This window comes from Roseburia sp. AF15-21, assembly GCF_003479505.1.
Taxonomy (GTDB): domain Bacteria; phylum Bacillota; class Clostridia; order Lachnospirales; family Lachnospiraceae; genus Roseburia_C; species Roseburia_C amylophila.
Map to the genome: position 1 here is coordinate 257,748 of NZ_QUHG01000005.1, position 11,390 is coordinate 269,137.

An 11,390-nucleotide genomic window follows, 5' to 3' on the forward strand; every position below is an offset into this window, starting at 1 on the left:
TGACAATGGAGATAACAGAAACAAAGGAAGCAGTAACAAAAGCACCGTTTTCGGCATGGGTGGGTAATTTACATGCGTATACAGAAGGAAAGACGGAAGGACGTTGGATAGACTTTCCACAGAGCAAAGAAAATCTGCAAAAGGCAATAAATGATATTTCAAAGAATGGAGCACATGAAATCTTTATTGCTGATTATGATTTCAGGGATGATTGCACCTATCTTAATAATATATTTTCAGAATACAGTAGTATTTCCGAACTGAATGTAATTGCAAAACTGATTGGTTCAGAGCAGCATCCAGCAGTAGAAGCTTATCTTAGTCAGGATAATGATGTTTCACTAAAACAGCTGGCAAATCTCTATATGCAGGAGTCCGAAATACCATATCATACCTTTTCATTTAAGGGAAGTGATAATCCGGATGTAATGAAGCGATTATCGGATGAGGGAAAAATAGGGTATGAGCTGGTAGAAGCTTATGACATTAAAGAGCAACTGAAAGGAATCACTGTTAATGAGGTTGATATTTCACAATATATTGATGTAGAAGCAATTGGAAGGGATGCCATCATGGAGGGATTTGGATGTTGTGATGGCGGATATTATATTTCAAATGAGAAAAGTGTTAATACCGATTATTATAAAATGGAAGAAATTGAAGAGGAACTGGATGAGATGGAACCGGTACAGAATGCGGAAGTTGAAAAAACTGTGAATGTGGAAAAGGAACAGAAAGAACAGCTGTTGCGTACGCATCCGGAACCGGCACTTAGGCAGCCACGGTTATAGGGGGTGAAAGTATGATGCAGAAACATGAACGTGCCATTAAAAAATTAAAAGATGAACTGGCTCTTCTCTTAGAAGAGATAAAGAATATGCAGGCACGAATTAATCAGTTAGAACGGGAAATGGCTATTGAAGAAGCAGAACAGGTGGAACAGGAAAAAGAGCCAGTTGTGCTTAAAAAGAGCGAAGAACTGAAGGCACCAAAATTGTAATACATAGATTTCAAGAGATTAGTGTACCGGATTTCGGTACAGAAGGGAGAAACATTGACAGATAAATATAATGTTGTAATTGAAGTGGTAGATACAAAAGAGTATATATCGATTGAACTTCCGCAGGATGAAGACAGCCTGCAGGAACAGCTGAAAGAATATGGGATTAATGAAAACACAAAAGTCAGACTTCCATTTTTGAATGGGAAAATTGAAAATGATGAAGACATGCTTATAGAAACAGACTTGTGGTATGTTACAGATAAAACATTTTCAGGAATGGAAGGCTTGAATGTCTTGCTAAGTAAGTCGGAAGAACTTAAGAACGAGCGAGTGGAATCATATGCAATGGAACACAGGGATGATATAAATTCTCCGGAGAATTTGCTGAATTTACTGGTTCAGAAAGAGGATATTCCATATCATGAGTATACAAGTGATCCAGATGCAGGTATTACAAGGGGAACATCAGCGAATGGAAAATTTGGAAGGACATATTTATATGAAAATTATAAAGAAATGTGGCGGGATATAAATACGATTCCATGTAGAACGGAAAAGATGATCGATTTTATGTCGTTGGAAACAATAGGCGGAGCCATTGCAGCGGCAAAAGGAATTACAGTTTGTGAAAATGGATATCTGGAAGCTGAAAAACTTGATTTGCAGAAATATTCATTAACTGAAATAAAAGAGCAGTTTATGGATTATGAAAACAAGATTGAACCGAAAAGACCAGTCCAGACACATCATCAGAAGATGAAGAGTCCTAAATTATAAAAGATGTACCGGAATCCGGTACAAATGATAAAGGTATCTTTATTGCTTATTGGCAGTAAAGGTACCTTTTTTGGAAGGGAGAAGATATATGGATATTGATGTTACTATGAAAATCGACAGAGATGCCATGATGAGCAAAAGTGAAAAGAGCAGGACAATTGCTAAAGGATGGGTGGAAGTAGAAAACTGCATCAAGTTTCCTGTTTTTGTTCGAACTTATATAGATAAGGAAACGCAGGAAGAAAAGATGTTTGTATCCATGCCACAGCGTAAAGGAGTGAAAGGATATTCCAACATTATTTCTTTCGAGAATAAGGAAACAAGGGAAGAAATTGAAGATGTTGTATTAAAAACAGTATTGAAACAGGCACTTAAATCTTTTGAACAAGTATCCATCTTAGAAACCAAAATAACATTGCTTCCAGAAGATACAAAAAACCGGCAGGTAAAAATCAAAGGAATTGCATCTATAAAGTTGGAAGGTGGTATTAGGATACAGAGCATTCTTATAAAAGAAGGGAAAAATGGTTTGTTTGTTGAAATGCCACAGTATTTTTCAGAAGGCAGCTATCATGATACGGTGTATGGAACATCGGAGGCAATGCGAGATGAGTTATCTGGGAAGATACTGGAAGCATATAAAAAGCAAATGGAACTGCAGCTTCATCCAGAGCTGGCGGAAAAAGAGACAAAAGAGGAAAACCTGGAAGTGGAACAGAAGAGACCAGAGATTTCAGTGGAGGAAGTGAAACGTGAGAAGCAGACAGAGAATCCAGATGTACCGGAATCCGGTACAGAAAAAGAGCTTGTTTCAAAGCAGGAAAGCGAGACAGTAACAGAATCGGAAAATGCAAATGAGCAGGATGCAGCGGAAGAGATAAAAGAGGAACCGGTCCTTTCTTGGGAAGATGGATTTGTGGCTGCATTTGCAGAACGTAACAAGGAAGAGGTATTAGCATTATTAGCAGAATTAAGAGGAGCACCAAGAATTATATCATCGGAGAAAACCGATGATATTCTGATAATGGAGCAGGCAGAATACTCAATCAATGAAAAGACCAGTATTCTTCTTATATTTGATAATACCTATGAGAAAGACCGTGAAATAAAAGAGGGGACAGATATACGCCAGGAGATAACAGTTGTACTTAAGGAAAAGGGTAAGAAACCTGGTATGCTTCCTGTGATTAAATTATCTTCCCATAATTTAGAGGACGCAGAAGCAAGTTATAAGGAAGCAGTTCGTTCCTGGCAGACATTGACACATCAGAATATAGCACCAGATATTGAGCCGGTATTAAATTCACAGCAGCAACCTGCAGGAGAGCCGAAGTCTGAAATGAAAGAAGAAATAGAAGAATCTATTGATGAGGAGCCGGAATCAGCGGAAGAAGTAAAGACAGTGGAAGAAACGGAACAGGAAAAAGAACAGAATGTACCGGAATCCGGTACACAGCAAGAAATCAATGTGGCTGTTGATAAGGAGGAGGTAACCGGACAGAAAGAGACAGGTCAGACAGAAGTAAAGGAAGATGTGGCAATACAGGAAGATGCAGAAGAAAAGATGATAAATGAAGCAGCGGTAAAAGAGTTTTTATCAGCGTATCTTTCCAGTGATAATGAGAGTATGTTGGCTGCTATTTCACATGCAAAGCTTACTTTGGGTTCAAAGAATTTCAGCCGAAATTATAATACGCTTGCTTTTCAGGAAGTTTCTTTTGAAGATGGGAAGAATAAAATATCAGTCCGGTTCCACAATGGATATGCACCGGAACAGACAGCAGCATCTGTTGACAGTAAAAGACAGTTGATTGAGGCGGTTATTTATGAAAATGGTGATGCAAAGGCAATCCGGACACTTGCAGAAAAAAAGACTATCAGCTCCAAAAGGGCTGCTTCTAACTATGATGAAATGAAAAGTGACTGGATGCAGCTTACTCATCAGGATACGATAACATTTGATCCATCAATAGTAATTGAAAAGCAGAAATTAAAAGCACCAAAAATGTAAGGGAGGGTTCTAAATGACAGAAGAACAGAATGGCAGTGTACCGGAATCCGGTACAAAAAAGCCGGAGCAGGCAACGGTAAAGAAAAAAGCAGTGGCAAAGTCGAATGCATCTCTGGGAGAACAGTATCTGGGGGCATTATTCAAATGTGCATCCTGGATATCTCCGGCATATAAAGAAATGGCGGAAAAGGCAAAGGGTAAGCTTGAGGTATTAAAAGAACTGTACTTATGTTCCTGTGATGGGGTATCGGAGGAAAAAGCCCTTGAAACGCTGGATAAGGATAATCCGGAAGTTATGCTACGTTTTATCAGACAGAAATGTGTAGAGGAACGTGCTACAAAGGGATATGAAGAGGAACTAAAGGAAATTCGAAAAGCTGCAGCGTTGGTAAGACATGAAATGCAGGATATGAAAGAAAAGATGGATGCTATTACAGAAAAGGTTCCAAGTATAGCTGCTATGTTTCCGGAAGAAGAGCCAGTAAAGGATGCTGTAGAACAACCTGTAGAACCAGTAAAGGAAATTATAAAGAAAAAGGAGCAGGTATCATCGGAAAACGAAAAAGAGCAACTGGCTGTACCGGAATCCGGTACAAACGTTGTTACGGAAAAAGAGCAGGGTGTGAAGAAGTGGAAAGCCAAAATACATAAAACTTTTTCTACACTATTGAAATCCCGTACAGAAAGCATTCATAAATACGTTGAAAGTCTTTTAGAGGAAGGATATACAGATGAGCAGTTATCCTTCCTTTTAGATTGCCTGGAAGATGGAGATACACCAGAGCAGATACGAAAATATGCTTCTCCCAAGTTACCGGTTGAGGTAATGAAACGCTTAAAGATGATGGAAGAAAGAGAGGACAAAAAGGATGGAGAATGATAGAGAATTTGAACAGGTTCTCATGAATGTGAGAAATACGTCTGGTGGAATTTCATCTGCAATCATGCTGTCGGCCAGAATGTCTATGCTGCTTGTTGTATTTATTATGCGTATGGTGAAGAAAGGGTTAATAGCAGCATCTTATGCAGACAATATTAAGTCATTTGCACAGATGACTGAGGGAAAATATCAGATTTATAATATCCCACTTTCGGAAGACCGTGCACAGTATATGATGCGTTTGAATGAAATCGAACTGCATCTGCAGCAAGAGAAAAATCCAATAAAAAGAAGAACCTTAGAAAAGGAAAAGAAGGAATTAAAAGAAAAACTGCCGGAGATAGAACAGCTAAAGAAGCTAGATGTGAAGCATTGTGTGCTGCCAAAACTAAATGGATCCGAAAGAACCATTCAGATAGCAGTATCTGCAGATTCAGAGCCTTTATTTAAAAACTGGTTTATCAATCATCTAACCAGTGAATTATCCGGAGGCGAAAAGGAACTGGAAGATATTAAAAACTTCACAGAGGGCAATTACTCAATTTTTAATGTTCCATTTGAAGGTGAAGAGTTAAAAGAGGTGCTTCCAGATTTTGACACGCTTGGTATTAATTATGCAGTTCTCCCAGACCTTAAGGTTGGAGATAACAACAGTCAGCTCGTTATTCCAAACACGGACCGAAATAAATTGGAGATGTGGTTTAAAATGTGGAAAGAAAAGCAGCTTAGAAATGGAGAACAGCCGGGCGAAATATATGAAATGGACGAAAACTCTTATATGAATACCGGAACTCTTGGTGAAGAGGAATATATTGGCGCTGCTGACCCGAAATTCCAGGAAGCCAATATGCAGTTTGAACAAAATGAAAAAGAAATACCTGGTATTCCTGCAATAGGAAAGGAAAATTCGGAAGAATTTATCCGGTTATCCCAGGATAACAATTATAAGAAAATAACCATTAACAATGATACTTTGGTCGAGAATGTGGTTCTTTCGGAACGTGAGAAGGTCTTATCAAAGCAGGGTTTCTTTATATCCAGAATACCAGGAACATATGGCGAAAAACAAATGACACTCATATTGCCAAAAAGTCAGGTTTTTAAGACAGATGAGGGAAAGACCTTTATTGCTTTTATTCCGAAAAACAAAGGAAGTATGGTTGCTTCGGCAAAAGGTGAAGTAAAGGAATTATCATTTGATGATGTCATGAATGCATATGACCCAGTTAAGCGTGGCTTCCGGAAAGTAGAAGAAATGATGAAGCCGGAGATAAGCCCAGATATCAAACCAGATATCAAACTTTCACCGGATATGGCAAAGGATATTGCTGGAAAAGGTGGTCCTTTACCAAAAATAAAACCATAAAGGGGGGCTTGTATGGCTTCTTATGGAACACGTTATATAAAAAAGAAGACTCCTTATGGTCTGTACTTTGCTTTACTGGTCATATTCCTGATAGTCGGCTATTTTGTGTCCGGCTTATATAATATACCAAATGTGAAGTTAAACAATCTGCAGGATAGCCTCCTTTACTGTTTTATGCATCCTCTTTCCAATTGGAACGAGAAAACGCCTGCAGTAATGGGGGCATTTTTCATACTTTGGTTTATGCTTCTTTCATACTTTATGTATTATTATCGCAACTTTCAAAGCGAGATGGAGCATGGTGATGCAAACTGGGTTGAACCGGAAGTCATTACAAAGGAACTTTCTGATAAAGAAGAAATTTGTAACAGGATATTATCAGAATCACTTCGAATCAGTTGTCGTGGGGGTATCTCCAACAATAATATGATGATTATAGGTTCTTCGGGTTCTTTTAAGACTACATCCATTATGCATCAAAATCTGCTGCAGGGGTATGGATCAAAGGTAGTATTGGACGTAAAAGGTGATACGCAGAGAAAGCTTGGAAACAAATTTATTAAAATGGGTTATAAGATTTGTTCCCTGAACTTTAAAGAGCCGGATAAATCAGACCGCTATAATCCGTTTCAGTATATTGAAAACGAAGAGGATATCCTTAGAATCAGGGATGCAATCCATGAGGTCTGTAGACCGCAAAAAGAGACCTCTTGCGCTGACCCATTCTGGGATGATGCAGTAAAACTGTACGCCCAGGCATTATATGAACATGTCTGGCTGAAATCAAGAGAAAACGGAAAAGTTGGAACGATGAATGATGTAATGGAATTATGTCGCATGGAGTCTCGGAGATATGTGGATAAGGATGGTAATGAACGTTCTGCATTGCAAGATGAAATGGATAAACTTGCTGCTAAATATGGAGATGAATATCCACCTGTTCGTGACTACCGGAAGTTAAAAGATGGTGCACCGGATACCGTAAATTCAGTTATTCTTATGTTAAATGGTATGTTCTCCATCTGTGAGACAGCAGAGGTAAAACGAATCTTTAGCGGAAATGATATTGATATTCGGGAACTTGGAACAGGAGTAGGTGGTAATCCGGAAAAACCGGTGATGCTATTCCTTGTTATTCCAGACAATATTCAGGTTTACAACTGGATTGTATCTGTCTTTTATACCCAGATGTTTGATATATTAACACGTCTTTCTGACAATGAAATACACGGACCACTTCCTGTGCCAGTAGAAGTATGGATGGATGAGTTTTACGCCGGAGCACGCCCTGCAAATACAGATGTGCTGCTTGGAGTTGTTCGTAGTAGAAATATATCTATGATTATAATGTTACAGTCTATTGCACAGCTGCAGACCTTGTACAAGGAAAACAAATGGGAAACTATGATGGATAACCTTGCAACAGTTGTTTATCTGGGTTCTGGTCCGGCGGCAAAATCGACACATGAATGGATTTCAAATTTATTAAGTACTTCAACGGTTGATAGCAGGTCTGATAATGTCCACCTGGGGGCAAATGGAAACAGTGGACTTGATTTCCATAGGGCAGAAATCAAGTTAATGACGCCAGAGCAGGTAAAGAGAATGCCACCAACAGAGTGTATTGTTTTCATAGAGAGTAGACCACCGGTCTATGACAGAAAAGCTATCCCTTTTGATAAGCCGGATTATGGCTTTGTTGCAACAGATTTTCTGAAAAAACGTTATTCAGAAGCACTGGGGTTAGGTGAATATGAACATCCGGTGCATACGGTGTATGACCCGATTCATTTCCGATATATTACTGTGGAACAGGAAAAACGCCTGCAGGTAGTAACAAAACAGGAAGATATTGAATCGTTTCAGGAAGCGGCGAAGAATGACCCTCGTATTCTTACCTGTAACATTGATGAAACAGAACTGCTTTATTTGAATTGGAATCGAAGAAAATGTAGCGTCGAAGAAGTGCAGCAGATATTCATGCAGACAATTGAAGCAGAAAAACGCAAAATGGAAGACCTGAAAGGACTATCTGTTCTGCAGGATGTTGATGGTGGAGAAATCATCCTTCCAAAGCCAGTAGAAGAGAAATCGGATAAAACCGGTTGGAATATGGATTGTTCATTAAGAGAAATCTTATCTGAACATTGGAACGATTTAAGTCAGATTGAGCAGGAAGAAATATGTATTGACCTTGCCAGTGACTTGAATGAAACACAAATAAAAGAAATATTGCGTCTTCCAGTGGATGAAATGGAAGTAAGACGCAGAGCTTATATTTTAATGAATAAGGACAACAAAAAACAGGCTACAGGTTAATTTGTAAATGTACCGAATTCCGGTACATGGAGAAAGAGTGTTTTTAGAGCGGGAGCTTTAAAAACACTCTTTTTTGTATGAGCAAAGGAAAGGAGCAGAAATATGGCAGGATATAGTGGATTTAGGATGAGTAATAATGCAGTTGATGCATACGATAATGGAGAAAAACCATTAAGCAAATGGAGCAAGGGAGAGATATTACAAGAAATTCGTATTTATGCCAAAGAGAATAATATAAATATAGACATGGAAAAGCTGAATAAAGTGTCTTTGCCAGTATTGAGAGAGTCATTTCTATATAAGACAGCATACCATCATACATCGAAGTTTTATAATAGCACTGATTTTTATGCTATAGATTTTGATACGGTGAATGAAATGGTAGATTTGGAAAGTGTCCAGAAGCTGCTGGAACTTACCGAGGAAGAAAAAATGTTGAAAAAGCAGGAAAAGAAAGAGGATTCACCTGAAATGTGGGAATGTGCATATCTTGTCTGGGGTGGAACAAGAGCACATCCAAAGGCTACAGAGCAGACAGCAATTGGCGAGGTTCGAGGAAACTGGTTTTACCTTCCAGAGGGTGGAAAGAAATCTATCAAGGCGAACGGATTTCGTTTTATCCGGCAGATAAAAGAGGAACCGGCAGTGCAGGCGCAGCCAATAAAAGAACAGACAAAACAGCCGGTTAATAAAGTTACAAAGCGTGTAAAACCAAGAGGACCAAAGTTATAATGAAATAGGAAGAAATAATAAAAGGTGCATTAGTGTAATAGCTGATGCATCTTTTTTTTGTGTCTTGGCAGCACACTGTTGATGTAGTAATATATGGCTATAAAATAAAAAGAAAGGGGAAGTAGGATGTCACTTATAAGACCGGATGGAGTAATCGTACAATTTGATGCAGAGGATTTGATAGTAAAGCTTAAAGAAGATATAAAGCAATACGGCTTCGGAAAAAGAGTCAGGGCATGGTGCCTAAATACGGAAGGTGTTGTTATATACATTAATTACAATTATTTGGACGAAGAGCCGGTATTGAGAGACATAGAGAAAGAACATGGCGTATATTTTAAGATAATGGCAATGGGTGAACTGCTTCCGCTATTAGAAAAAGAAAATTCAATCTTATATTAGAATACTTTACAGTAGTCTATTAATTTGCATTTGTTAAAAGGAATTTGACAAAAGCAGATTGGTAGACTACTATTTAATTGAAAAAGATATTCTATTTATACAAAAGAGGGAGGCGTGATTATGAAAGGTTTTAGACAGCTGAAATGGCGGGACAGGGTTCAATTGGAAGAACTTCTAAAGTTTCATACAAATAAATCAGAAATAGCCAGAATCATGCATGTAAGCAGGGTCACGATTTATAATGAATTGAAGAGAGGAACATATGACCATCTTACTACGGAGCTTACCCATGTGAAAAGATATAGTGCAGATATGGCTCAAAGAAAATTTGAAGAGAACCTGAAAGTACGAGGAACGCAGCTTAAGATAGGAAATGATATTGAGCTTGCAAATTATATTGAACAAAAAATAGTAGAAGAACATTATAGTCCTGGTGCGCTTATTGGTGAGATGAGGCGGACTGGCATGGATAAAAAATTTAAAGTCAGTATTTGTGAAAAAACAGTTTATAACTATATTGATAAAGGTATCTTTTTAAGTCTGACAAATAAAGACCTTCCAATAAAAGGAAAGAAGAAACGCACATATAAGAAAGTTCATATTCAGAAACGACTGGAAAGAGGAACAAGTATTGAGGAACGACCGAAAAGAATTAATTTCCGGAAAGAGTTTGGACATTGGGAAATGGATAGTGTAGTTGGTCGAAGAGGCAATTCGAAAAAGACATTGCTTACATTAACAGAAAGAAAGACCAGACGGGAATATGTATTTCTGCAAAGGGATAAGTCTGCTAGAGCAGTGGTTGATTCACTGGATATGCTAGAAAGAAGATGGGGAAAAGACCTTTTTAGAAAAGTGTTTAAAACAATTACGGTAGATAATGGTACAGAGTTTTCAGATTGTAGCGGCATTGAGCGGTCGGTATATGGAGGTAATAGAACGAAAGTATATTATTGTCATCCATATTGCAGTTGGGAACGTGGAACAAATGAGAATACAAACAGGATGGTTCGAAGACAGGCACCAAAAGGAACGTCCTTTGAAAATATGACGGAGGAAGAAGTTCAGTGTATTGAAGATTGGGTGAACCAATACCCACGAAAGACCTTTGAATATGCTACCTCCGGTGAGCTATTTACTGAAGAAATGCGTCTATTGATATAAGCAAAGTGTAATTGAATATTTTTTGAAGACTGGCGGGTAGGCAGTCTTTTTTTCGTTGGTGAAATGGAATATTCAGATGTCATGCAATGCAGAGTTATTTGTGTTTTTATACAGAAAAACTGGGATAAATGGAAAAGTATATTAAAAATCAATGATGTAACTACATTTTTATTGTATATTTTGCACAAATTCAAAAAATATAAAGAAAAAGGTTGCATTTTATAAAATTTTGAAAAAATGAAAATAATTGTTGACATGCTATCTATTTGATGATAGAATCATTTTTGCGCTGATTTGAAGCGTATCAATATGGAGAGATATCGAAGTGGTCATAACGAGGCGGTCTTGAAAACCGTTTGTCCGCAAGGGCGCGTGGGTTCGAATCCCACTCTCTCCGCTTCCAACTTAATAATTGGAAACTAATTCGGAGAAGTACCCAAGCTGGCCGAAGGGACACCCCTGGAAAGGGTGCAGGTCGTTAACAGCGGCGCGAGGGTTCAAATCCCTCCTTCTCCGCTCGCTTGTGAGATGATTATACGGACGTTCGACAATGGATTTTACGACTGTAAAAAACAAGTCAAAAAAAGTAAAAAAAGTTGTTGACAAAGAAAGAGTCCTGTGATAATATAAACAAGCTGACCGGTGAGAGCAAAGCAAAAGAGCTCACAGAACTGGTCAAGAACCTTGATAACTGAACAGTGAAATAACCTTGAAAGATTTTGAGAAAAACGTAATC

General features: G+C 38.2%; 10 protein-coding genes and 2 tRNA genes. All 12 read left to right on the plus strand.

Translation table 11 applies throughout. The annotated features are described in order from the left end of the window. The first annotated feature begins 5 nt into the window (after positions 1 to 5). The 12 genes from DWW33_RS09625 (at position 6) to DWW33_RS09680 (ending at position 11,170) form a co-directional block, all read left to right on the plus strand. The gene (locus DWW33_RS09625) at positions 6 to 791 is read left to right on the plus strand and encodes an antirestriction protein ArdA (RefSeq protein WP_158577475.1); all 786 of its coding nucleotides are present in this window, start codon (positions 6 to 8) and stop codon (positions 789 to 791) included. A gap of 11 nt (positions 792 to 802) precedes the next feature. Further along, positions 803 to 1,000: a hypothetical protein gene (locus DWW33_RS09630; protein ID WP_118639389.1), complete on the plus strand. Its 198-nt coding sequence runs from the start codon at positions 803 to 805 to the stop codon at positions 998 to 1,000. Between the two features lie 54 nt (positions 1,001 to 1,054). Then, positions 1,055 to 1,780 (plus strand): hypothetical protein, encoded by a 726-nt coding sequence (locus DWW33_RS09635; protein ID WP_147404716.1) that lies wholly within the window; start codon positions 1,055 to 1,057, stop codon positions 1,778 to 1,780. Positions 1,781 to 1,868: 88 nt separating this feature from the next. After that, positions 1,869 to 3,791: a septation protein SpoVG family protein gene (locus DWW33_RS09640; RefSeq protein ID WP_118639391.1), complete on the plus strand. Its 1,923-nt coding sequence runs from the start codon at positions 1,869 to 1,871 to the stop codon at positions 3,789 to 3,791. A 13-nt stretch (positions 3,792 to 3,804) separates the two neighbouring features. Further along, complete coding sequence (locus DWW33_RS09645) at positions 3,805 to 4,671, plus strand: hypothetical protein (protein ID WP_118639392.1); 867 nt, start codon at positions 3,805 to 3,807, stop codon at positions 4,669 to 4,671. Then, complete coding sequence (locus tag DWW33_RS09650) at positions 4,661 to 6,037, plus strand: hypothetical protein (RefSeq protein WP_118639393.1); 1,377 nt, start codon at positions 4,661 to 4,663, stop codon at positions 6,035 to 6,037. The genes DWW33_RS09645 and DWW33_RS09650 overlap by 11 nt, the downstream gene beginning before the upstream one ends. A gap of 12 nt (positions 6,038 to 6,049) precedes the next feature. After that, a complete protein-coding gene (locus DWW33_RS09655) occupies positions 6,050 to 8,356 on the plus strand; it encodes a VirD4-like conjugal transfer protein, CD1115 family (RefSeq protein WP_118639394.1) in 2,307 nt (768 codons plus the stop codon). Between the two features lie 102 nt (positions 8,357 to 8,458). Further along, entirely contained in the window at positions 8,459 to 9,088 is a 630-nt protein-coding gene (locus tag DWW33_RS09660; protein WP_118639395.1) for a hypothetical protein, read from the plus strand. A gap of 126 nt (positions 9,089 to 9,214) precedes the next feature. Then, entirely contained in the window at positions 9,215 to 9,490 is a 276-nt protein-coding gene (locus DWW33_RS09665; protein ID WP_118639396.1) for a hypothetical protein, read from the plus strand. A gap of 120 nt (positions 9,491 to 9,610) precedes the next feature. Next, complete coding sequence (locus tag DWW33_RS09670; protein ID WP_118639397.1) at positions 9,611 to 10,654, plus strand: IS30 family transposase; 1,044 nt, start codon at positions 9,611 to 9,613, stop codon at positions 10,652 to 10,654. A gap of 311 nt (positions 10,655 to 10,965) precedes the next feature. After that, a tRNA-Ser gene (locus DWW33_RS09675) sits at positions 10,966 to 11,051 on the plus strand. A gap of 29 nt (positions 11,052 to 11,080) precedes the next feature. Beyond that, positions 11,081 to 11,170: transfer RNA gene (locus tag DWW33_RS09680), tRNA-Ser, on the plus strand. Positions 11,171 to 11,390: the final 220 nt, after the last annotated feature.

What these genes read in the sequence shown, in the direction of transcription:
- DWW33_RS09655 (WP_118639394.1), top strand. Translation starts at nt 6,050, where the DNA reads ATGGCTTCTTATGGAACACGTTATATAAAAAAGAAGACTCCTTATGGT.
- DWW33_RS09660 (WP_118639395.1), top strand. Translation starts at nt 8,459, where the DNA reads ATGGCAGGATATAGTGGATTTAGGATGAGTAATAATGCAGTTGATGCA.
- DWW33_RS09630 (WP_118639389.1), top strand. Translation starts at nt 803, where the DNA reads ATGATGCAGAAACATGAACGTGCCATTAAAAAATTAAAAGATGAACTG.
- DWW33_RS09625 (WP_158577475.1), top strand. Translation starts at nt 6, where the DNA reads ATGGAGATAACAGAAACAAAGGAAGCAGTAACAAAAGCACCGTTTTCG.
- DWW33_RS09645 (WP_118639392.1), top strand. Translation starts at nt 3,805, where the DNA reads ATGACAGAAGAACAGAATGGCAGTGTACCGGAATCCGGTACAAAAAAG.
- DWW33_RS09665 (WP_118639396.1), top strand. Translation starts at nt 9,215, where the DNA reads ATGTCACTTATAAGACCGGATGGAGTAATCGTACAATTTGATGCAGAG.
- DWW33_RS09640 (WP_118639391.1), top strand. Translation starts at nt 1,869, where the DNA reads ATGGATATTGATGTTACTATGAAAATCGACAGAGATGCCATGATGAGC.
- DWW33_RS09670 (WP_118639397.1), top strand. Translation starts at nt 9,611, where the DNA reads ATGAAAGGTTTTAGACAGCTGAAATGGCGGGACAGGGTTCAATTGGAA.
- DWW33_RS09650 (WP_118639393.1), top strand. Translation starts at nt 4,661, where the DNA reads ATGGAGAATGATAGAGAATTTGAACAGGTTCTCATGAATGTGAGAAAT.